The organism is Amycolatopsis sp. cmx-11-51 (genome assembly GCF_047608665.1).
GTDB lineage: Bacteria > Actinomycetota > Actinomycetes > Mycobacteriales > Pseudonocardiaceae > Amycolatopsis.
Window position 1 is genome coordinate 478,888 of record NZ_JADNQO010000003.1, and the last position, 22,002, is coordinate 500,889.

Below are 22,002 nucleotides of genomic sequence, written 5' to 3' on the forward strand. Positions count from 1 at the left end.
CGGGTACGGGTGCGACCAGTCAAGGACTCCTCTGTGCGGGACCGCGGGCAAGGGCCGTTCGGCTCCTGGCTGCTCGGTCCGCTCGATCAGGACGCGGCCGTGTTGCGCCGTCGCGTCCAGGGACTGCTCACCGGGACGCTGATCGCGACCAACGTCATCGGCGCGCTGGTCGTGGTCGGGCTGGCGGTGCTGCTCATGCCCGCTCCCGGCATGTCCGGCGACCTCGTCCGCGTCACCGCCATCGCGGTTCCCGTCTACGTGGTCTCCGCCGTTGTCGTGGGGGCGCTGTGGGGCACTCGCGGCGCGCTGCGGACGTTGCGCTGGGCGGCCGACGGCCGGACGCCGACCGACGCGGAGCGCGCCGCCAGCCTGCGGGTCCCGTTGCGCCTGACACAGGTCCAGGCGGTGCTGTGGGGCATCGCCACCGTGGTGTTCGGCGTACTCGCCGCGCTGGTGCAGCCGCGGGTCGCGCTGACCGAACTGCTCGTGGTCGCGTTCGCGGGCGTGGTCGTCTGCGCGATCGCTTATCTGGCGGGGGAGTTCATCCTGCGGCCGTACGTGGCCTTGGCCTTGGCGGGCACCGCGCCGGCCCGGCCGCTCAGCGGCGGGGTCAACCTGCGGATGCTGCTGTTCTGGTGCCTCGGCACCGGGGTGCCGGTGGCCGGTCTGGTGGTCACGGGGGTGCTGGCGTGGGTGCGCGGCGACGTCTCGACCACGAAACTCGCCATCTCGGTGATCGTGCTCGGCTTGGTGGTGCTGTGCTTCGGCCTGCTGGTGACCGTGTTCACCGCCCGCGCCGTGGTGAACCCGATCCGGTCGGTGCAGCACGCGCTGGGCCGGGTCCGTGCCGGTGACTTCGCCGTGGAGATCCCGGTCTACGACGGTACCGAACTCGGTCTGCTGCAGGCGGGCTTCAACGGGATGGCCGCCGGTCTCGCCGAACGCGAACGTTTGCGGGACTTGTTCGGCAGACACGTCGGCGAGGACGTCGCGATCGAGGCGATGCGGACGTCCGCCGAACTCGGCGGCACCGTGCGGACGGTGTCGGTGTTGTTCGTCGATCTGATCGGCTCGACCACGCTGGCCGCGAGCCGTCCGCCCGAGGAGGTCGTCGCCCTGCTCAACCGGTTCTTCGCGGTGGTGGTCGACGAGGTCGACCGCAACCACGGGCTGGTCAACAAGTTCGTCGGTGACGCCGCGCTCGCGATCTTCGGCGCACCGGTGCGGCTGGCGGATCACGCGACCCTCGCGCTGTCCGCGGGCCGGGCGATCGGGCGCAGGCTGGCGGCGGAGGTGCCGGAATGCCCGGCCGGGATCGGCGTGGCGACGGGCGAAGTGGTGGCCGGGAACGTCGGTGACCCGCGGCGGTTCGAGTACACGGTGATCGGTGACCCGGTCAACGAAGCCGCCCGGCTGACGGAACTGGCGAAGAACGTCGAAGCTCGATTGCTCGCTTCGTGGACCGCGATCGAGTCGGCGGACGAGAGCGAGGCCGGGCATTGGAAGGCGACGGAGGACGTCACCTTGCGGGGCCGCACCCGGCCGACCACACTCGCGACACCGAGGTCCTGACAACCCGGGCCGTGGTGGATTCACATCCGTGGTGAACGGGCCGTGAATCCTGCGCGAAGACCGTGCCCGCCCCGCCGTGAACTCGCTGTCTCCTGGCGGGTGTCCCGTCTCGGCCCCTGTGAACGATCACAGCATTTCTTTCGCGCGCCTTGAGGACGCTGTCCCCGGAGACGGGTCAGCGCACGGTGATCTCGGCCGGAGCACCCCGTCCGGTCGGCGGCACCTCTGCGTGCCCTCCCCATCCCCCTGTCAAAGGAGACATCTGTGGGGACCGCGACCACGATCGCCGCGACGGCGGCCACCAAACAGCTGAACTACACCCAGCAGGCGCAGCAGTACAACCAGTGGTGCCGGGCTGCGGACGGTTCGAGCATCGAGCGGTCGCGGGGCGGCACCGCCACCCAGGCCCAGTTCTGCACCGCGGGCAAGGGCACGTCGGCCGGGTACTGCCCGAACCAGCCTGCCCAGATCCCCGAGATCGTCCGCGGCACCGGCTTCTCCGCACAAAACGCGGGCGGGCCCACCGGCTTCACTTCGGTCGTCAGCCAGATCGACGCCGGATTGTGAACCTGACGGGGATTTACTGGTCTTGCGGGATAGGGCGACGGTGGCGTGTCTGGTCAGGCGGGTCGTGGGTGACACCAGGCGGACGGCCCTGAAGTCCGTGAGGGCCTCCCTGCCTACCCGGAAGGTCAGGATCCCGGCAAAGTCGAGGTCTCCCAGGTCAAGCGGCTCTTCGTCGCTGTGTAAGGCTGACGATGGAGAATCGGGACGTTGAGTGTCCCAATTCCTGTATTGTCGCGGGCTCGCACCGGTCACGAAGCCTGATCAACAGGGTTCAGGGACATGCCTTCCTCAGGAACCCCTGCCCCTGCGGGCACTAGCGATGTCAAGCTCGGATCACCACCAGCAGCGCAGACCAGCAGCTCCGCGACTTCGCCGGGGCCCCTGACCCTGAAGGTAATGGAGGAGACCTTCACGGACCTACCGCCCGATACGACACTTTTGCCCTAGCCGTCCAGGACTTCCGTCGGTGTGGTGAACCGGTATCCCAGTGCCCGCAACGAGTTCACCAGATCCCGCAACCCGCCTTCGCCGAGGAACGGGTGGTAGAAGAAACTGGCGACGTTGTCTCGGACGACGAGCGCGCTCTGGGCGTCGGCGAGCATGTCGACGGCGGTGCGGGCGGCGTGCTGGTTAAAGGCGACTGGGGCCACGTTGCCGATGTTCTCGGGGACGACGTTCGCGCCGTAGACGTCGCGCACCGGGTACGGGAAGAACTGGCCGTACACCTGTTCCGTCGTCGCCGTGGCCGTCGAACCGCATCGACCGCCGGGGCAGAAGCCCGCGTAGTAGCTGCCGCGGTCGTAGCGTGCCTGGAACAAGCCGGTGGTCCGCTGGTAGTCCACGGCGGAACCACCGTAGTGCGGGAACTCGAACATCGTCGGCTCCGGGAGGCCAACTCGCCGGAACTCGCCGAGCCCGGTCGCGATGCGCTGGTCGAACCACAGCGCGGAGTCCTCGGGCATCGGCCCGTCCATCCGTACGACGCCTTCGCCGTCGACACTGGCCTTGTAGAACTCGAAGTCGCTCGCGCTCACGCCGTCGTAAGGGTTCGGGCCGCTGTCGCTCTGGTGGCTGTAGCCGTGCATGACCAGCGTCGCGCCCGCCTGGACGGCGTCCTTGAGCGCGCCGACGAGTTCCGGTGAGTCCACCAGCCGCGCCGAGGTCGGGCTGCCGTCGTTCGCCCGGCCTTGTGGGTCCGAGTAGTACGGGTAGACCGCGAGGGTGAACGGGATCTTCTGGCCGATGAGGAATTCCGTGACCTTCCGGAGTTCTTCCGGTTTCGTGCGCGGGCCGACGTCTTCGAGCCGGATCAGCGCGCGGTGCCGGTTCGGCGCCTGAGGCGACAGGACACCCAGCAGGATGTCGGCCGCGGCGAGGTAGCGATCCTGCGCTTCGGCGTAGGCGTAGGGAACTTCGGCCACGTAGGTCAGCTGTCCCGAGTGGACGGCCCAGGGAGATGTCGTGCCGCCTGGAACACTGGCCTCCGCCAGGATCTGGACCTTGGTCCGATCACGGACGTCGATCGCGACGACCCCGGTGCCCGAACGGGGATCGCGGCGCAGGGGAGTGCCCTTGTAGGTGACCGTGGTGGGGTTGTCCCCGCGGTAGCCTTCCACGCGCCAGCCGGGACCGCCCGCCGTCTTGCCGGCGCTGGCGTGCAGCTGCCAGATGTTGGCGCCGATCCAGACCGCGGGGACCCTGGCCGCCGCGACGTCGGTGAGAAAAGCCTTCGGTAGCAACGCGTCGTAGACCGAGCCGAGATACACGATGGCCTGGAACCCGTCCGCCTGACGCGGCCGGTAGTCGGCGGCGGGCAGCATTTTCCAAGCGGTGCCACGGGAAACGAGGTTCGCGGTGAACATCGCGTACGCCTCGGCCGTTCTGACCTCTTCGGGCGGGGAAACGGTCCCGTCCTTCTTCCGCCCGTCGTCGTAGAGCACGAGTGTCCGGCGGTCCGGATCGCCGCCAGGGCCCGGCAGTCCGGCCTTGCCCGCTCCAGGAAGGCGATCGGCGAGTGACACCGGCGTGGCGGGCGGCGACGCCGTGACCGGATTCGTCTTGGTCACCCGCACCAGGACGACCACGGCGACGGTGACCGTCACGACCGCGACGACGGCGAGCCGGAGCCAAGCGGGCAGGCGAAAGCGTCGCGTGCCCTTGTCCTCCGTCACCGGTCAGACCTCGGCCAAGAGGTTCGCGGAGACGGGCCGGAACGGGGCGGGCAGGTCTGGGGCCAGTCCCAGCTGATACGCGAGTGCTTGCTCGGTCCGCTCGGCGGCGGCGCCGTCACCGAACGGATTGCCACTGCTCATCATCCGCGTGCGCGCCGCCGGGTCGTTCAGCAGACGCGTCGCGGCCGACACTATCCGGTCGCGGTCCGTGCCGACGAGCACCGCGCAGCCGGCGTTCACGGCCTCCATGCGCTCGGTGACGTCACGGAGCACCAGGACCGGGACACCGAAGGTCGGGGCCTCTTCCTGGATACCGCCGGAATCGGAGAGCACGAGGGTGCTCGCGGCCAGTACCGCCGCCAGTTCGGGATAGGGCAGCGGACCGGTGATCAGCACGCCGGGGACGCCGGCCAGTTCCTCGCGGACCAGGCCGTGCACCTCCGGGTTCGGATGCGCGGGAAGCACCACTCGAACTTCGGGATCCGCGGCCATCAGCTCGGCCACCGCGCGCAGGACCCGGCGCATCGGCTCGCCCCAGGACTCGCGACGGTGGAGGGTGACCAGCATCAGTTTGACCGTGCCGCGGGTCGCGTTTTCGAGCAGCGCCGCCAGTTCGGGGTCGTGCACCGCGGTGGACTTGTCGGTCGCCGTGAGGATCGCGTCGACGACGGTGTTCCCGGCGACGAGCACGGCGCCTTCGGGCACTCCCTCAGCCAAGAGGTTCGCGGCGGCGTCGGGGGTGGGGGCGAGGTGGAGCGCGGCCGCCTGGGTCACCAGTTTCCGGTTGAACTCCTCGGGGAATGGCGCGCCGAGGTCGAACGAGCGGAGTCCCGCCTCGAGGTGGACGACGGGGACGCGGCGCCAGAAGGCGGTCAGCGCTCCGGCCAAGGTGGTCGTCGTGTCGCCCTGGACGACCACGGCGGCGGGCGGCCGCCGCTCGGCGACTTCTTCCAACCCCGTCAAGATTCCAGAAAGAAGTTCCGGCTGGGAACCGGTGCGCCGATTCAGCGTCAGCCGTTCATCCGGCGTTAATCCGAACGTCGCCATTGCCCGGTCGACCATTTCCGGGTGTTGTCCCGTGGAGACGAGCACGGGCCGCATCCGGCCCTCGGAAGCCAATGCCCCGGCCACCGGAGCCAGTTTCACGGCTTCCGGGCGGGTTCCCGCCACCAGCCAGATTTCGGCCATGACGGAGGTCTCGTTCTGTGCGTTACGCACCTGGTCCTTCTTCCGGGCTCGCGCAGTGGTACGGGTGAATTCGTCGGTGAAGTCACGTAAGAGTGGTAGGTGAGGCGAGGATCACTCGGTGATGGTCACCTTTGTGGGGGATCCTTGTCCGCAAACGTTAACACGAACGGGGTACTGTACCCACCCGAAAGACTTAATATCGCTTACTAGGGTGACCGTGACTCACGGTATGAAAACTGTGAGTAGATGTTTGTGGTGCCCGTCATCCGGAGGAAGAACATGTCGATGGTGCCGGTGGGCCCGGTCAAGGTTTCCGCGCTCGGGATCGGCGCGACGATGGCCGGTGCGACGGTGAGCACCGCGCTCGCGTCAGTGATCGGGGCGATCGCCTTGCTCCTCATGGCGCGTTCGCTGCGCCTTCGCTTGAAGGACTGAACCACCCGCTCATGACGAATCCCGCCTTCGCCGCGACCATGATGCTGTTGCTCCTGTGGTGGCCGGCGCACAACATCCTGCTCGCGGCGTTCGCGTGGCGCACCGGGTCCCCGCGCCGGTCGGTGGCCGCGCGCGGGGAGGGGCTGGAGTTCTGGATCGTCATCCCGGCGCTCAATGAGGAACGGGTGGTCGGAAAAACCGTCCGGAACGCACTTTCGCTTGGTACGACACGGAACCCGGTGCGGGTTCTGGTCATCGACGACGGTTCGGACGACGGCACGCCGATCGTCCTCCGCGAGGTCGCCGACCCACGCCTGCATGTCCTGCGTCGTGATCTTCCCCATGCCCGCCGGGGCAAGGGTGAGGCGTTGAACGCCGGCTACCGCTACATCCGCCGGTTGTGTGAAGCCGAGGGAAGTGTGCCGAAGACGATCATCGGCATCGTCGACGGCGACGGCCGGGGCAGCCAAGGGATGCTGCGCGAGGTCGCCGACGTGTTCGGCGACCGCGGAGTCGGTGCCGTGCAATGTCGCGTGCGCATTCACAATCGCTGCAGCATTCTGGCCTTACTGCAGGATCTGGAATTCGGGGCGGTCGCCGACGCGTCGCAAAGCCTGCGCGATCTCGCGGGCAGTGTCGGAATGGGCGGCAACGGTCAATTCACCAGGCTCGCGGTGTTGCGCCGCTTCGATCCGGCGCCGTGGTCGGACTGCCTTGTCGAGGATCTGGAACTGGGCCTGAGGCTGCACGTCGCCGGAATCCGGATGAGGTACGTGAAAGCGGCCTGGGTGACTCAGCAGGGCCTCGTCGACCTGCGCAGGCTCCTGCGGCAACGGACCCGATGGGCTCAAGGTAATTTGCAGTGCGCAAGGCATTTGCGGGAATTGCTGGCCTCGCGTCACGTGGGCAGTATCGGTCTTCTGGATTTTCTGGCCTATCTCGTGACGCCCTGGTTGACGGTGCCGTTGTCGCTGGTGGTCTCGTTGCTGTTCGCGGGCACGCTCGTCGCCTCGTGGTCCGGCGTGACCTTGGGCGGGCTGATCGCGCCGCCGTCCGCGTTGCCGGACGCGGCCCTGATCGGTCTGGTCGTCCTGCTGGTCCCCGGTGTGGTGTGGGCTGTCGTGCACCGGCTGCGTCTCGGCGAGGAACCGTTCCACCGCTGTCTGCTCGCGGGCCTGCTCTATCCGGGATTCCTGGTGCTCGGTGTGATCGCCACCTGGCGGGCCCTGTTCCGCGTGCTGGCCCGCCGCAACACCTGGACCAAGACCGAACGGCTGAGTGAGGAAGAGACCGCGATCGGGGTCACTGTCCGGTAGCGGAAACCGTGCCGTGCGGATCGGCCGCAAGGGATGCGGCACCTTCGAGGTTCTCGTGACCGGCAGGGCGTCGCACGCGGGCCTCGAACCCGAGGCCGGTGTGAACGCGTTGACCGAAGCGGCGCACCAGGTGCTGGAGATCACGGCGCTCGGCAGGCCCGAGGCCGGGACGAGCGTCACCCCGACCGTCGCTTCCGCTGGTACGGCGAGCAACGTCGTTCCCGCCTCCGCGACCGTCGTGGTCGACGTCCGGGTCGAGACCGCCGCCGAAAAGGACCGCGTCGAGGCGGGGTTCGCCGCGCTGACCCCGCGTCTCGACGGGGCGGAGATCGCCGTGCGGGGCGGGATCCACCGGCCTCCCATGCCCGAGTCGGCCGCCGCGAGCTTCTTCACCGTGGCGGAACGGCTGCTGCCGGGAGTCGCCGGGGTGGCCGTCGGTGGCGGGAGCGACGGCAACCTCACGGCGGCGATCGGCGTGCCGACCCTCGACGGGCTGGGTGCGGTCGGGGGCGGCGCTCACACGGACCACGAGTACCTGCTGGTCGAGTCGATGGCGGAGCGGGCGAATCTGGTCACCGGCCTCGTGACGGCGCTGACCACTTCGCAACTAGAGGACGAAACGCGAGCCACTACGAGAGGGGAATCTGCTAGTTCTTGCCCGATTTCGGGCAAGAACTGGTGTTTCGCACCCTCACTGTGCATGATGGGGAACGTGGAGGACGCGGACATCGTCGAGCAGGTGGCCCTGTCGACGGGTCTGTCGACGGCCATCGCCGCACGGGTCGTCGAGGACGTCCTGGCGTTTTACCGGCAGCCGGTCGAGCACTACGTCCGGTCGCGGCATGTCCAGTTGCAGGCCGAGGGCAGGAAGAACCCTGAGATCTTCCCCCTCATCGCCGGGGAACTCAGCCGTCGGCTCGTCGCGCCTCCCGATCTGTCCGAGCGGCAACTGCGCCGCATCGTCTACGGCTGACGGGCACGCCGGTCTTCGCGTACCCCGTCTCTTTTCTGTGAGGTTGACTCGTCATGTGCGGAATCGTCGGCTACATCGGCGGCCAGAACGCCGCCCCCATCCTGATCGAGGGGCTGACGCGGCTGGAGTACCGCGGCTACGACTCGGCCGGGATCTCCGTTCTCGGCGGCAAAGGCGCCCAGGTGCACCGGATCGTGGGACGCGTGCGGAATCTGACGGCGGCCCTGCCCAAGCGGCTCGCCGGCAAGATCGGCATCGGGCATACGAGGTGGGCGACGCACGGCCCGGCGACCGAGGCGAACGCCCATCCGCACGTCTCGGAGGACGGCCGCATCTCCGTGGTGCACAACGGGATCATCGACAACGCCGACAGCCTGCGCGAGCAACTCGGCCAGGCCGGGGTGACGTTGACCTCGGAGACCGACACCGAGGTGCTCGCCCACCTCATCGCGCGGTCAGGCGCGAGGACCCTCGAAGACGCGGTCGTCGAGGCCGTCTCCCGCGTCACCGGTACCTACGCGATCGCGGTGACCGACACCGAGCACCCCGACCGCGTCGTGGTCGCGCGCAACGGTTCGCCGCTGATCATCGGCGTCGGCGACCGGGAGATGTTCGTGGCCAGTGACCTGTCCGCGCTGGTCCGCCACACGTCACAGGTGGTGCACCTCGACGACGGCGAGTTCGCCAGTGTCTCGGCCACGGGGTACCGCACCTTCACCGTCGACGAGAGCGATACCGGCAAGGCCGTGACCGAGATCGACATCAAGGCCGACGACCTCGACCTCGCGGGTCACCAGCACTACATGTACAAGGAGATTCAGGAGCAAACGGAATCCTTGGAGCGCATGATCCGGGGCCGTCTCGACGACCGGTTCGGAGTGTCCCGTTTGGACGGTCTGAACCTGACGCCCCGAGACCTGCGCGGATTCGCCAGGGTCAAGATCCTCGGCTGTGGTTCGGCCTACTACGCCGGCCAGATCGGCGCGACCATGATCGAGGAACTGGCGCGGGTCCCGGCCGACGCGGAGGCCGCGTCCGAGTTCCGTTACCGCAACCCGATCATCGAAGCGGACACCCTCTACATCGCGGTCAGCCAGTCCGGCGAGACCGCGGACACCGCCTTCGCCGTCGAAGAGGTCAAGCGCAAGGGCGGCCGGGTGGTCGGTCTCGTCAACGTCGTCGGCTCGACGATCGCGCGGGCCTGCGAGGGCGGCCTGTACCTGCACGCGGGTCCGGAGATCGCCGTCGCCTCGACCAAGGCGCTCACCAACATGGCCGTCGGATTCGCGATGATCGCGCTGGCGCTCGGCCGGGTCCGCGATCTGTCCAACGCGGACGGACAGCGGATCGTCGCGGCGATCCGGGCCCTGCCGAAGCAGGTCGCGGAGATCGTGGCGGCGGAGGCGGAGATCGCCGAGCACGCCAAGACCTGCGCGGACGCGCGAAGCCTGTTCTTCGTCGGCCGGGTCCGGGGCTATCCGGTGGCGCGGGAAGGCGCGCAGAAGTTCAAGGAGATCTCGTACCGGCACGCGGAGGCCTACCAGACCTCGGAACTCAAGCACGGCCCGCTCGCGCTGATCGACGACTCGGTGCCGACGGTCGCCGTCGTCCCGTTCGACGACCTCGCCGGCCGGAATCTCGCGGCGGTCCAGCAGATCAGGGCGCGCAAGGGGCCGGTCCTGGCGATCACCCATGACGACGTGGACTTCGGCGACCTCGACGTGCCGCGGTTCGTGGTCCCGCGTTCGGAGCCGGAACTCGACCCGATCCTGCTCACGATCCCGTTGCAGCTGCTGGCCTACCATGCCGCGCTGATCCTCGGCCACGACATCGACAAGCCAAGGAACCTCGCGAAGTCCGTCACCGTGGAGTGACCCTGATCTTCGAAGACGGGGTATTTCCCTGATGTCCCCGGCGTCTCGCGTGGACATCATGTGTGACATGAAACTTCCGATTGTCACAGCAGTGGTCGCTGTCGCGGCGGCCCTCACCTCGGTGCCCGCCGCCGCGACACCCGGCCTCGGAAAGCCCGATCCCGCCGCGTTGTCGGCGGCGATCGCGGGCCTGCCGGACAAGGACACGACGGGCGCGCTGGTCCGGGTCACCGGCCTGTCCGGTGCCTGGTCCGGCACTTCCGGGGAGTCCGACGTCCGCACACACGCCCCCGTCCGGCCGGACGGGTTCTTCCGGATCGGCAGCACCACCAAGGTCTACACCGCGGTCATGGTGCTCCAGCTGGCACAGGAACGCCGGATCGACCTCGAGCGGCCGGTTCAGCGGTATCTCCCCGGTGTGCTCCCGGCGGGCTATCCGCCGGTACCGGTGCGCACCCTGCTCGACCACACCTCCGGGCTGCCGTCGGTGGACATCCCAGGTCTCTACGATCCGGAGTGGATCCTCGCGCATCGCTACGAGCACTGGAGCCCGCGCGAAGTGGTGGACACCGCGCTGCGCCACCCGATCGACTTCCAGCCCGGCACGGCACAGAAGTACACGAACACCGCGTACGTCACGGCGGGGATGCTCCTCGAGAAGGTGACTGGACAGTCCTACGCGCGCAACCTGCGTGAGCGCATCACGATGCCACTCGGCCTTTGGCGGACTTACTATCCGGAGCACGACCCGCGGCTGCCGAACCCGGCCGCACGCGGTTATCTGGACGTGGACGGGAAACTGGTCGACGTCACCGAGATGAACCAGTCCATCCCCGGCGCCGCCGGCGCGATCATCTCCACGGCCGAGGACCTCGACAAGTTCATCACCGGCCTGTTCGGAGGACGGCTGCTCGGCCCCGCGGTGATGCCGCGTCTGTTCGCCGTGCCGGACGTGCCCATGGCCGACGGCAACGGCAGGGCGAGTTACAGCCAGGGTTTGATGAAACTGAGCCTGAACGGGATCACCGTCTGGGGGAAGACCGGCAGCCGGTACGGCTACTCGAGCGGGATCTTCGCCACCTGCGACCTGTCCAGGATCGTGGCGTACTCGGTCAATCCCACGGTGAAGTCGCCGGACGGCCAGCCGCTCATCGTGCAGAAGATCGCGGACGCGGCGAGCCGAAGCCTGCCGAAACCCTAAGCGCAGCCAGAGGTCCGTGAAGGCCTAGGGTCCCGGCAAAGTCGACGTTTTGCGGGTCAGGCGGTTAGTCGTCGTCGCGGGTTCACACCGGTTGCGGAGCTTGATCAACAGAGGTTCCGGGACATGTCTCCCTCCGGCACGCGCCCGAGCGGGGAAGATTTCGGACGTTCACCGTCCCGAATCTTCCCCACTCGGCCCTTGCAGACACCAGAAACGTCAAGCCCGGACTACCTGCCAGCAGCTCTGCGACTTTGCCGGGACCCTGATCCGCAAGGTAGGGAAGGAGGCCTTCACGGACGTGAGGACTAGTCGAGCAGGCGCCACAGGTGGTCGGCGGTGCCGTTGTCATCGAACCGCACGACGATCGCCGAGTCCGCCGTGGACATCAGGTCGACACCGAGAAGCTTGCCGGAGTGGCGGTTCTGGAGCCGGAACCAGCCGTCGTCGTTGTCGATGGTGCGCCACAGGTGGATGGTGCGGACCAGCTCCAGCGGGAACTTCTCGCCGGTGCGGTTGTAGAGCCAGTAGACCACGTCGATCGTGTCGGACCAGCGGGTAGTGCCCCAGCCGTCGGTGTACACCGAAGCCGGTTGTGCCGCCATGAAACGGAAGTAGTGGCTGAGGAACGGGACGACACGAGCGTCCTTTGTGTACTCCTCGGGGGAACGCAGCGGGTGCCGCATCGGCATGTGCGGCCAGAGGTCCGCGTGGCCATTTTGCTTGGTGCGAAGCTCGGACGGCCCGAAAAAGCCGTCCGGGGCCTGGGTCGCCGTAATCACGCAGCCAGTACGGCACTTCCTCCCGGCCGCCCAGCTCGGGGCGGACCCAGCCGGTCTTGTCGAACGCGAGGTAGTGCGAGACCTCCTGGTAGCGGCCGTCGAGCTGCTCGCGGAGCTGGGTGGCCAGCCAGTCGCCCGCCTTCGCCGAGCCGGGCGGGAGCCGCAGCAGGGGAGCGGGCAGCAGTGGCGCGCGGTTGGCCACGTAGGGCGAGGCGCAGTGGGCTTCGGCTTGGCTGCCGATACCGGCTCCGCCGCCGACGACGAGGCTCGTCGCGACGGTGCCTTGAGGAAGCTACGGCGGGGGACTGACATGAAGTCCCCCTTGCATGACCAGGTGCCCCAGCTCTACCTCGTTGATACAACGTTGTAAAACCGCCGTTCGCCTCGTCTCGCTCACCGGTACCCGGCCGGACACGGCATTTAGAGGACTAATTGCGGTGAGCGCGGGTTTGAGGGCTCATGGCGGCTGGACGGGCAAACATCCTGCTCGATCGGGCAGCGTGATCCGGCGGGTAACTCGCGTAATTGAACGGCGAACACGGCATCGGCGCCCAAGCCGGTGGGTCGTCCGGCGCCGTGTCCTCAATGGACAGAACCTCGTTCCGGCGGAGGATTCCCGAGGTTTCCGTTGTCGGACCGGCGAGAAACCAACTATTGTCGCCCTGTCCGCTCATTCGCCAGGCCAGGAGGTGACAGTTGTACGCCGAAGAGCGGCAACGGGCCATCCTCAAGCAGGCCCGGCGGAACGGCCGTGTCGAGGTGGCGACGCTCGCGGCCGCTTTCGAGATCACCAGCGAGACCGTCCGCCGTGACCTGACGGCGCTGGAGCGCAGCGGAGTGCTGCAGCGGGTGCACGGCGGCGCGATTCCGGTCGAGCGGCTGGGGATCGAGCCTGGTCTCGACGCCCGTGACAAGGCGATGTGCGGGGAAAAGGACCGCATCGCCGCCGCCGCGTTGGAACAGATCCCCGCCGAGGGCGCGATTCTGCTGGACGCGGGCACCACCGTGGCGCGGCTGGCGAACCTCGTCCCCGCCGACCGCGAACTGACCGTGGTCACCTATTCGCTGCCGAACGCGTTCGCTCTCGCCAACCGGCCCGGCATCACGCTGATGCTGGCGGGCGGAAGGCTTCGCGGGCGCGCGATGGCCGCTGTCGACAGCTGGACGCTCGACGCCCTCAAGGACACCTACGTCGACGTCGCCTTCATCGGCACCGACGGACTTTCCGTCGAGCGAGGGCTCACCACGCCGGACACCGCCGAAGCGATGGTCAAGCGCGCGGCCATCGCGTCCGCGCGGCGCACGGTGCTGCTGGCCGATCACACCAAGTTCGGCAACGACCACTTCGCCCGATTCGGTGACCTCGGCGATGTCGACACCCTGATCACCGACACCGGCGTCGATCCTCAGGCGGCCGACGAGATCACCCGGACCGGCGTCAAGGTGGTCACCGTTTGAGGCGAACGGGCGAACGGCTCGCCGGATACCTGATGACCGCGCCGTTCTACGTCCTGTTCGGCGTTTTCGGTCTCTTCCCCTTGCTCTACACCGCCTGGGTGGCGCTGCACCACTGGCATTTGGTCAACGGCGACACCGGGTTCGCCGGGCTCGGTAACTTCACCGTCCTGCTCCAGGACCCGCATTTCTACAACGCGCTCTTCAACACGGTCAGCATCTTCGTCTTGTCGACCGGCCCGCAGTTGCTGGCCGCGCTCGGGCTCGCGGCCCTGCTCGACCGTCCGCTGCGCGCGCGGACCCTGTGGCGGGCCAGTGTGCTGTTGCCCAACGTCGTCTCGGTGGTCGCGGTGGCGCTGGTGTTCAGCCAGCTTTTCGCCGAGGACTACGGCGTCGTCAACTGGGCGCTGGGCCTGGTGGGGCTCGATCCGGTGGACTGGCGGTCGGATCGGCTCGCTTCGCACGTCGCGGTGAGCGTGATGGTGATGTGGCGCTGGACCGGGTACAACGCGCTGCTCTATCTCGCGGCCATGCAGTCCGTGCCGCAGGAGCGTTACGACGCCGCCATGCTCGACGGAGCTTCGCGCTGGCGGACCTTCTGGTCGATCACCGTACCCGCGATCCGGCCGACGATCGCCTTCACCGTCGTCGTCTCGACCATCGGCGGGTTGCAGCTGTTCGCCGAGCCACAGTTGTTCGACGACGCCGGTATCGCCGGGACCGGCGGTGCCGACCGGCAGTTCCAGACGCTCGCCATGTACCTGTACGAGAAGGGGTTCGGCGAGTTCGACGCCGGATACGCGGCGGCCATCGCGTGGCTGCTCTTCCTGTTCTCGGCGGGGTTCGCGCTGGTCAACTTCTCGCTCGTGCGCCGCATGCGGGGCGGTGAGTGACCGTGGCGGCGAGGGAACGGACCGGGTTCGTCGTCTACGGGCTGCTGCTCGCCGTCGGCATCGCTTCGATCTTCCCGCTGTACTGGTCGTTCGTGGTGTCCTCCAAGGACAATTCCGCGCTCGGCGAGACCACCCCGCCGCTGCTGCCGGGCGGCAACCTGATCGAGAACGTGGGCAGGGTCTTCGAGACGGTCGATTTCTGGCTGGCGATGCAGAACTCGCTGATCGTCGCCGGCACGGTGACCGTGTCGAACGTCCTGCTGTCCAGCATGGCCGGATTCGCCTTCGCTCGCCTGCGATTTCCCGGCCGCGACTCGCTTTTCCTGGTCGTCATCGGCACCGCCATGGTGCCCGCCCAGCTCGGGGTCATCCCGCTGTACCTGGTGGTCGGCGAACTCGGCTGGTACGGGCGGCTGGAGGCGGTGATCGTGCCGGGACTGGTCGGCGCCTTCAGCGTGTTCTGGATGCGGCAGGCGTGCGAGGAGGCGATCCCGGGTGAACTGCTCGACGCCGGGCGCGTCGACGGCTGTTCGACGGCGCGGTTGTTCTGGAACGTCGCCATGCCCGCCATCCGCCCTCAGGCCGCGGTGCTCGCCATGCTGACGTTCATGACCGCGTGGAACGACTTCTTCTGGCCGCTGGTCGTACTCGACCCCAACGCGCACCCGACCGTCCAGGTGGCACTGTCGCGGCTGGCCAGCGGCTACTTCACCGACTACTCACTGATGCTCACCGCGGCCACGATCGGGGTGCTGCCCGTCATCGTGGCGTTCATCCTGCTGGCCAGGAAGGTGGTCGACGGCGTCATGCGTGGCGCGCTACGGGGCTGAGACGGCCGTGGCGCTCAGCGCTGACCAGGGTCTCGGCAAGTCGAGGTTTGCGGGTCAGCGCCGCTGTTCCCCACTTGGCTCGCGCCGGGGTTCCTTGGGAAGGCGTGCCCCTGAACCAACGGTCCGTTCAAGCACTTCAGGGATTCGTGACCGGACCGATCAGCCAAGCCCGTTGCGCGCCACCACGTCCGCGTAGAACCGGGCGCTGTCCTTGAGCACCCGTTCCTGCGTGCCGAAGTCGACGTGCACGAGGCCGAATCGCTGCGTGTACCCCATGGCCCACTCGAAATTGTCCAGCAACGACCAGGCCATGTAACCGCGGACGTCGGCGCCGCGTTCGATCGCGTCGTGCACGGCGCCGAGGTGCTCGGCGAAGTACCGCACGCGTTCCTCGTCGTGCACGCGCCCGTCCACGACCTCGTCCTCGAAGGCGGCACCGTTCTCGGCGATCACGAGTGGCAGTCCAGGGCAGTGATCACGCAACCACAGCAACAGATCGGTGAACGACTCCGGCCGTTGCTCCCAGCCCAGCGAGGTCACCGCACCGCGCGGCGGGATGACGTCCATACCGCGCAGACCCGGCAGCGGGCAGTTGCTGTCGGCCTCGGGGTCGCCGAGCGGGACAGCGCGGGCGGGCGCGTAGTAGTTGACGCCCAGTACGTCCAACGGCTGCGCGATGAGTTCCAGGTCACCGTCGGCGATCGCCGGTTCGAGCGTGCCGAGATGCGCGAGATCCGCCAGCAACTCGGGTGGATAGCCCCGGCCCAGCAGCGGGTCGAGGAAGAACCTGTTGTGCAGGAAGTCGAATTTGCGCGCGGCCTCGCGGTGCGCGGCATCGTCCACATCGGTCAGCACCGGGGCGAAGTTGAGCACGATGGACACTTCCTGCTCGCCACCGCTCGCCCGCAACGCCTGCGCGGCCTTCCCATGCGCGAGCAGGAGATTGTGCCCGGCGACCAGCGCCGCGCCCTCGTCCTGGACCCCCGGCGCGTGCTCGCCGTTGCCGTAGCCGATGAAGGCGGCGCAGAACGGCTCGTTGATCGTGGTCCACTGCCGGACGCGATCGCCGAGTGCTTGGTGGACGGTCAGCGTGTAGTCGGCGAAAAGGCTCGCGAGATCGCGGTTGGGCCAACCGCCTTCGTCTTCCAGCGCCTGCGGCAGATCCCAGTGGTAGAGCGTGACCATCGGGGTGATCCCGTGCTCCAGCACCGTGTCGACAAGGCGATCGTAGAAGGCGAGCCCGCGTGGTTCGATCGTTCGGCCGTCCGGCATGACCCGCGACCACGCGACGGAGAAGCGGTAGTACGGCACGCCCAGGTCGCCCAGCAGGCCGACGTCCTCGCGGTAGCGCCGATAGTGGTCGCAGGCCGGGTCGCCGGTGGCGCCGTCGAGTACCCGGCCGGGGCGCGCGGTGAAGATGTCCCAAATGGACGGTCCTCGGCCGTCCGCCGTCGTCGATCCCTCGATCTGGAAGGCCGCCGTGGCCGTGCCCCACCGGAACCCTGCCGGAAAGCCGCGCGTCACGCCGTCCTCGCTCACTTGGCGGCCGCGGCGCGGCCTTCGGTCGCCGCCTGGGTCCAGGCCTGCTCGATCGATTGCCTTCCTTCCTCGACCCGGCCGAGCGCGTGCCCGTACACGGGCCGCACCTCGCCGTCGCGCAGCCCGCGATAGTTCGGCCGCAGCGCTTCGGCGGACGCGGCGAAGATCTCACCGACCGGCGCGTCGCTGAAGTACTTGCTGGTGTGGGAAAGTACGGCGCCGTCCTGGTAAGCGCCCAGCGCGCTCGGCAGCAGGCCGCTGTCCAGGAAGATCCGTTTCTGCTGTCCGGGCGCGGTGAGCCAGACGGCGAGGTCGTAGGCCTCCTTGCGGTGCTCGCCCTGTTTCGGGACGGTCAGGAACGACCCGCCCCAGTTGCCCGCCTTGCCCGGTACCGAGGTGACGTCCCATTTGCCCGCCAGTTCCGGCCCGCCAGCCTCTTCGATCTGGGTGAGCATCCAAGCGGGACAGGTGATGGCGGCGAACCGGCTCTGCTTGATCGCCACCGTCCACGGCTGGGTGAAGGTGGTGACGGCGGCCGTCTCCTTCTTCAGCGCCATTCCGCCCGCCAGGTCGAAGGCCTTGCGCACGTTGGGATTCGTGTCGGCGATGAACGTGTCGTCCTTGGCGAAGTAGTTCTCCTGTGCCTGGTTGAGCATCGCCGTGTAGACGGTGCCCGCCGAATCGGCGAATTTGACGTCGTCCGGCGCCCTGGAGCTGAACCTCTCACCGGTTTCGGCGAACTTTTCCCAGGTCGGCCACAACGCGGCCACCTGATCGCGGTCGGTCGGCAGCCCGGCTTTCGCGAACAGGTCACGGCGGTAGCAGAGGGCGAGGCTGCCCATGTCGGTACCGAGGCCCATCACGAACTTCCCGCCGTTCGCGGTGCCCTGGTCCCATTTCCAGTCCGGCCAGTTCTCGCGGAGGCCCTGCGCGCCGAAGTCGGACAGATCGGTGAACTTGTCCGTAGATCGACGGAACTTGGGGAGGTACTGCTCCTCGATCGCCACCACGTCCGCGCTGCCACGACCGGCGCCGAGGCCGGTGGCGAGCTGCCGATGGTGCGTCTCGAAGTCGGCGACCCGGCCCTCGACGGTGATCCCCGGATGCGTCTTCTCGTACTCGTCGAAGAGTTTCTCGTAGCCGAATTCGCCGAAGGTGGCGACGGTGAGCTTGATCGGTCCGCCGGATTCGGCCGGTTTTCCCGAACAGCCGGTGAGGAGCAGCGCGAAGGCCGCCAATCCGGCCAGCAGGCGGGTCATGGTTCTCCTCGGTGGTGCGGTGGACTCGGTCAAGCGAGACGCCTCGGCAACTGGTCGACGACGGTCAGCCGGGAATCGGCGTGCAGCTTGGTCAGCACCCGGGACACCAGCGACTGCACCGTCCTCCGCGGCAGGCTCAGCTCCACGGCGATCTCCGGATTGGACATCTTGGCCGCCACCAGTCGGGCGACCCGAAGTTCCAGCGGGGACAGCGCACCGGCGTGCCGGGCCCCCCGCTCGGCTCGGCTCAGCACGCCGTGGCGGCGCAGCCTGTTTTCCGCCCGGCGGATGCTCCAGGCGGCGCCGACCGGCCCGAGGACCTCGCACGCCTCGGTGAGTGACCGAGTGGCCGCTTCGAGGTGACCGGCGCGGCCGAGCAGTTCGGCGGCGTCCTCCAGCGCGGCCGCGAGTTCGATCGGACGGCCGACCTCGCGATAGTGATCGGCCGCGGCCAGCACACCTTCGGGGTCGCCGTCGACCAGCCCCCGGCATCGGCCGGCGGCCGCGGTGGCCCTGGCGGGCACGGTCTCCTGGCTCGCCTCTTCGGCGCAGACGGCGAGCGCTTGCCGTGCGACGTCGTCGTTCCCGGCCGCGAGCGCGACGCGAACGACGTCGGGCAGCCATTGGTGGCGCAGCATCATCCGGGCGTAGTCGGGACGCAGCACCGGGGCGATCAGCCGCAGCGCGTCGTCGAGCCTGCCGTGCTGTTCGGCGGCCATCGCCTGGGCAGCGAGGTGGAAATCGCAGCTCTCACGCTCGGACGAGTTCGACGGCGAGTGCGCTTCGGCCGCTTCGAGATGCGCGCGGACGGAGAGGCGTTCGTTCCGGTGGCCCGCGATGAGGGCGGCGACCCCGTGCAGCAGCAAGGCGGCGGCGCCCGGCTCGCGCACCCCGTAGAAGGTGATCGCCGGGCCGTCCTCGGTGACCGAGTCCAGTTCGGCCAGTGCTTCGTCCCAGCGGCCGGTCCAGTAGTAGTGCACGGCCGCCGAGACCTGCGGCCCGGTCGGCAGACCGTGGCGCGCCGCCGTCTCGTACCCGGCGTGCAGCGTGGCGTCCGCTTCGTCGAGCCGGTCGAGGTTCTGCAGGGTGAAGAGGCGGTTGTCGAGCAGGTCGAAGCGCAGCGTCGCCAGGTCCGCTTCGTCGCCGGTGGTCTCGATCGCGGCGTCGATCGCGGTCAGCGCCCGGTCGTGCTCGCGGCGGATCGAATGCACGAGCCACAGCGTCTGCTGCGCGTGCGCGGCGGGATAACGTTCGCCCGCCTCGACGGCTTCGGCGTGCAGGCCTCGCGCGATCCGTTCGGTGTCGTCGAGATCGTCGAGGGTGCCGCGCCGGAAGTTGGCGAGCAGTGTCCGGGTGCTGGTGCGCCACAGCTCCGGTATCGACGGGTCGTCCGCGGTGTCGCCGAGTGCCTCGATCGCGCCGGGAGTGTCGCCCCGGCGATACCGCAGGGCGGCGAGGAAATGCCGCATCTGCGCCAGATCCGCCTTGTCACGGACCGTCTTCACCGCCTGTTCCGCCTCGGCCTCCGGGGTCTGTTCGAGCCGGAACAGCACGCGCACCAGCGCGGCGATCAGCGTCTCCCGCTGCTCGCGGGTGGGCACCGTGCTGCCGAGCGCGCCGCGGAGGAGGTCGACCGCGATATGCGGGGCCCGGTTGGACACCGCGATGTGGTTGGCGGTGAGCCAGCCGACCAGCCACGGGTCGACCGGCACCGGCTCGGCCGCCAGCTGCTCGGCGACCCGCTTGATCGGCGCGCCGCCGCGTGCGAGCGACTCGGCGGCGCGCCGGTGCAGTGCGGCGCGGACCGGTTTCGCGATGCCGCCGTAGAGCGCCTGCCGCTGGAACGGGTGATGGAAGGCGAGTTTGTCGCCGGCGTACTCGATCACGCCGGCGGCGGTGGCCGGTTCCAGGCCACGCAGGACCTCCAGCGGGCTCTTGCCCGCCAGCGCGGCGAGGTCCTCGACCGCGAACTCCGCGCCCAGCAGCGAGGCGGTGCGCAGGATCTCGGTCGTGGCCGGGTCGAGGCATTCCAGCGTGCGGCCCACCGCCGCCAGCAGCGACCGCGGCGCGTTCTCGGTGCCGTCCAGCGTCACCTCGGCCACGCCCGCCTTGATCCGCAGCGAACCGGTGCGGACCAGGTCGTGCGCGATTTCCCTGGCGTAGAGCGGGTTTCCGGCCACGCGCCGGACCAGCGGGCGCAGGCTCGGGCCCAGTTCGGCCGCGAGGATCACTTCGAACACGGCGGCGATGTCGTCGTCGGTCAGCACCTCGACCGGCATGATCTCGCCGCCCCTCGCCTCGATGCCGCGTCGCAGCTGGGCCAGGTCCCGGCGGCCGTGCCCGGCGCGGGTGGCGGCGACCAGCAACAGCGGCAGCTGGCGGGTGGCGGCGGCCAGTCGCTGCCACAGCAGCACACTGGCCTCGTCGGCCCAGTGGAGGTCGTCGATCACCAGCACCAGCGGGCCCGCCGCGCAGGTCTCGTCGACCAGCGCCAGCAATTTGTCCACAGTGGACAGAATCGGGTCGGCGGGGCCCCAGTTCCCGTGCGCGGGCTCGGTGTGCAGCTCACCGGCCAGCTTGGCCTTGGCCGGATCCGCCGCTTCGTGGTGCACCCCGAGGCATTCCATGATCACCTGCAGCGGGAACCGTTGCTGGAGTTCGTCGGCCGCGGTCCAGGCGAGCTGGCAGCCGCGCGCCGCTGCGCTCGACAGCCCGGCGATCAGCAGTTCCGACTTGCCGATACCCGGTTCGCCTTCGAGCCACACCGGGCGGCCGCGGCCGGCGAGCACGTCGGTGACGAAGCCGTCCAGCCGTGCGACCTGCCGGGAACGGCCGGGCAGGAACCCTGGGCGGCCGCGTTCGATCGCCTTGGCCACCGGCGGCGGTACGACGCGTACCGGTGCCGGTTTCGATCCGGTGACAGGTTTTTCGGTGCCGTCCAGGATGCGCTGGTGCAGTTCACGCAGCGGGGTGCCGGGCTCGACGCCGAGCTCGTCCCGGAGCACTCGCCTGGCTTCGCGGTAGGCGGTCAGCGCTTCGGTCTGCCGCCCGCTCGCGTGCAGGGCACGCATGAGTGCCTCGTGCAGCGACTCGCGCAACGGATGCCGCTGGATCAGCGCGGTCAGCTCGGCCACCAGTTCACGGTGGTCGCCGAGGCCGAGTAGCGCGGTGGCCCGCAGTTCGGTGGCGGTCAGCTGGAGTTCGGCGAGCCGGACGCGCTCCGCCTCGGCGAACGGGCCGGGAACGCCGGAAAAAGCCTCGCCACGCCAGCGCCCGAGCGCGGTGGTGAGCCGCGCGGCCGCACCCCGCTGATCCGCGTGGGCCAGCAGCTTCCTCGCGTCGGCGGCGTCCTGTTCGAACCGGCGGACATCGAGCGCTTCACGGTCCAGCCGCAGCACATAGCTCGATCCGGACGAACGCAGCACCTCGTGCGCGGCGCCACCCGCCTTGCGGATCGCCCCGCGCAGACCGGAGACGTAGGTGTGGACACTGCCGGTGGCGCTGGCCGGCGCCGATCCACCCCAGACGTCGGCGATCAGTTCGCCGAGGGAGATCGCCTGGCCGCAGCGTGCCGCCAGGGTGGCGAAGACCGCGCGCTGGCGGGCGGGCCCGAGCTTCAGCTCGACGTCTCCGAGCCAGGCACGAGGCGGCCCGAGCAGCTCGACGCGCAGGCCGTTCGTCACGCCGGCTCCATTCTGTGTCCCCGCAGTTTAGGACGTTCGAGTGTCGGCTCGGTTGCGCACCCGGTCGGTCGGCTCAGCGAAGACGCAGAGCTGGTCAAGCGGGTCGTGAGTGGCGATTCGAATTCTGACGGACCTGTATTCGCCTGCCCACCTCGACCGAGTTGACCAAGGTCCGAGGCTCGGCGCCGTCGGGCTGATCACACATGGGAGAGCAACTACCGGTCCGCCCTGGCCCGACTTACCCACTCACGACCACCCCTGGCCGAA

Annotated in this window: 16 protein-coding genes and 1 pseudogene; 11 read left to right on the forward strand and 6 right to left on the reverse strand. The window is 68.8% G+C overall.

Going from position 1 to position 22,002, the window contains the following annotated elements; all coding sequences use genetic code 11:
• Positions 1-9: 9 nt before the first annotated feature.
• Both ACM6LU_RS15675 and ACM6LU_RS15680 read left to right on the forward strand, forming a co-directional pair.
• Entirely contained in the window at positions 10-1,572 is a 1,563-nt protein-coding gene (locus ACM6LU_RS15675) for an adenylate/guanylate cyclase domain-containing protein (RefSeq protein WP_414938581.1), read from the forward strand.
• A gap of 264 nt (positions 1,573-1,836) precedes the next feature.
• The gene (locus ACM6LU_RS15680; RefSeq protein ID WP_414938400.1) at positions 1,837-2,139 is read left to right on the forward strand and encodes a hypothetical protein; all 303 of its coding nucleotides are present in this window, start codon (positions 1,837-1,839) and stop codon (positions 2,137-2,139) included.
• Between the two features lie 443 nt (positions 2,140-2,582).
• Here ACM6LU_RS15680 and ACM6LU_RS15685 read toward each other — a convergent pair whose 3' ends face one another.
• Positions 2,583-4,310 (reverse strand): DUF2334 domain-containing protein, encoded by a 1,728-nt coding sequence (locus ACM6LU_RS15685; protein WP_414938401.1) that lies wholly within the window; start codon positions 4,308-4,310, stop codon positions 2,583-2,585.
• A gap of 3 nt (positions 4,311-4,313) precedes the next feature.
• Complete coding sequence (gene wecB, locus ACM6LU_RS15690; protein WP_414938402.1) at positions 4,314-5,528, reverse strand: non-hydrolyzing UDP-N-acetylglucosamine 2-epimerase; 1,215 nt, start codon at positions 5,526-5,528, stop codon at positions 4,314-4,316.
• Between the two features lie 216 nt (positions 5,529-5,744).
• Between wecB and ACM6LU_RS15695 the strand changes: the two genes are divergently transcribed.
• The 6 genes and pseudogenes from ACM6LU_RS15695 to ACM6LU_RS15720 all read left to right on the forward strand — a co-directional run bounded on the left by ACM6LU_RS15695 (position 5,745) and on the right by ACM6LU_RS15720 (position 11,297).
• Positions 5,745-5,933, forward strand: coding sequence for a hypothetical protein (locus ACM6LU_RS15695; protein WP_414938403.1), 189 nt, complete (start codon positions 5,745-5,747; stop codon positions 5,931-5,933).
• 11 nt (positions 5,934-5,944) lie between these two features.
• Positions 5,945-7,249 carry a glycosyltransferase family 2 protein gene (locus ACM6LU_RS15700; RefSeq protein ID WP_414938404.1) on the forward strand — a complete coding sequence of 435 codons (1,305 nt, stop codon included), beginning with the start codon at positions 5,945-5,947 and terminating at the stop codon, positions 7,247-7,249.
• Positions 7,250-7,262: 13 nt separating this feature from the next.
• Positions 7,263-7,823, forward strand: a pseudogene (locus ACM6LU_RS15705) (M20/M25/M40 family metallo-hydrolase); the annotation flags it as partial.
• 126 nt (positions 7,824-7,949) lie between these two features.
• A complete protein-coding gene (locus ACM6LU_RS15710; RefSeq protein WP_414938582.1) occupies positions 7,950-8,222 on the forward strand; it encodes a hypothetical protein in 273 nt (90 codons plus the stop codon).
• A 53-nt stretch (positions 8,223-8,275) separates the two neighbouring features.
• Positions 8,276-10,096 (forward strand): glutamine--fructose-6-phosphate transaminase (isomerizing), encoded by a 1,821-nt coding sequence (gene glmS, locus ACM6LU_RS15715; RefSeq protein WP_414938405.1) that lies wholly within the window; start codon positions 8,276-8,278, stop codon positions 10,094-10,096.
• 67 nt (positions 10,097-10,163) lie between these two features.
• A complete protein-coding gene (locus ACM6LU_RS15720) occupies positions 10,164-11,297 on the forward strand; it encodes a serine hydrolase domain-containing protein (RefSeq protein WP_414938406.1) in 1,134 nt (377 codons plus the stop codon).
• Positions 11,298-11,602: 305 nt separating this feature from the next.
• On the opposite strand, the gene ACM6LU_RS15725 is transcribed toward ACM6LU_RS15720, so the two are convergent.
• The gene (locus ACM6LU_RS15725) at positions 11,603-12,076 is read right to left on the reverse strand and encodes an RICIN domain-containing protein (protein ID WP_414938407.1); all 474 of its coding nucleotides are present in this window, start codon (positions 12,074-12,076) and stop codon (positions 11,603-11,605) included.
• A 696-nt stretch (positions 12,077-12,772) separates the two neighbouring features.
• On the opposite strand from ACM6LU_RS15725, the gene ACM6LU_RS15730 reads away from it, so the two are divergent.
• From ACM6LU_RS15730 to ACM6LU_RS15740, 3 genes are read left to right on the forward strand one after another with little or no spacing between them, the layout of a single operon-like run.
• Positions 12,773-13,534, forward strand: coding sequence for a DeoR/GlpR family DNA-binding transcription regulator (locus ACM6LU_RS15730; RefSeq protein ID WP_414938408.1), 762 nt, complete (start codon positions 12,773-12,775; stop codon positions 13,532-13,534).
• Positions 13,531-14,424 carry a carbohydrate ABC transporter permease gene (locus tag ACM6LU_RS15735; RefSeq protein WP_414938409.1) on the forward strand — a complete coding sequence of 298 codons (894 nt, stop codon included), beginning with the start codon at positions 13,531-13,533 and terminating at the stop codon, positions 14,422-14,424. The genes ACM6LU_RS15730 and ACM6LU_RS15735 overlap by 4 nt, the downstream gene beginning before the upstream one ends.
• Positions 14,425-14,426: 2 nt before the next feature.
• Positions 14,427-15,254, forward strand: coding sequence for a carbohydrate ABC transporter permease (locus ACM6LU_RS15740; protein ID WP_414938410.1), 828 nt, complete (start codon positions 14,427-14,429; stop codon positions 15,252-15,254).
• Positions 15,255-15,413: 159 nt separating this feature from the next.
• Here the strand turns inward: ACM6LU_RS15740 and ACM6LU_RS15745 are convergent, their stop codons facing one another.
• From ACM6LU_RS15745 to ACM6LU_RS15755, 3 genes are read right to left on the reverse strand one after another with little or no spacing between them, the layout of a single operon-like run.
• Positions 15,414-16,778 carry a GH1 family beta-glucosidase gene (locus ACM6LU_RS15745; RefSeq protein WP_414938411.1) on the reverse strand — a complete coding sequence of 455 codons (1,365 nt, stop codon included), beginning with the start codon at positions 16,776-16,778 and terminating at the stop codon, positions 15,414-15,416.
• Between the two features lie 11 nt (positions 16,779-16,789).
• Positions 16,790-18,052, reverse strand: coding sequence for an ABC transporter substrate-binding protein (locus ACM6LU_RS15750; protein ID WP_414938412.1), 1,263 nt, complete (start codon positions 18,050-18,052; stop codon positions 16,790-16,792).
• A gap of 29 nt (positions 18,053-18,081) precedes the next feature.
• Positions 18,082-21,735: a BTAD domain-containing putative transcriptional regulator gene (locus tag ACM6LU_RS15755; RefSeq protein WP_414938413.1), complete on the reverse strand. Its 3,654-nt coding sequence runs from the start codon at positions 21,733-21,735 to the stop codon at positions 18,082-18,084.
• Between the last annotated feature and the right edge of the window lie 267 nt (positions 21,736-22,002).

Excerpts from the sequence above, each read along its gene's own strand:
- ACM6LU_RS15720 (WP_414938406.1), top strand. The coding sequence starts at position 10,164 with ATGAAACTTCCGATTGTCACAGCAGTGGTCGCTGTCGCGGCGGCCCTC.
- glmS (WP_414938405.1), top strand. The coding sequence starts at position 8,276 with ATGTGCGGAATCGTCGGCTACATCGGCGGCCAGAACGCCGCCCCCATC.
- ACM6LU_RS15710 (WP_414938582.1), top strand. The coding sequence starts at position 7,950 with ATGATGGGGAACGTGGAGGACGCGGACATCGTCGAGCAGGTGGCCCTG.
- ACM6LU_RS15700 (WP_414938404.1), top strand. The coding sequence starts at position 5,945 with ATGACGAATCCCGCCTTCGCCGCGACCATGATGCTGTTGCTCCTGTGG.
- ACM6LU_RS15695 (WP_414938403.1), top strand. The coding sequence starts at position 5,745 with ATGTTTGTGGTGCCCGTCATCCGGAGGAAGAACATGTCGATGGTGCCG.
- ACM6LU_RS15750 (WP_414938412.1), bottom strand. The coding sequence starts at position 18,052 with ATGACCCGCCTGCTGGCCGGATTGGCGGCCTTCGCGCTGCTCCTCACC.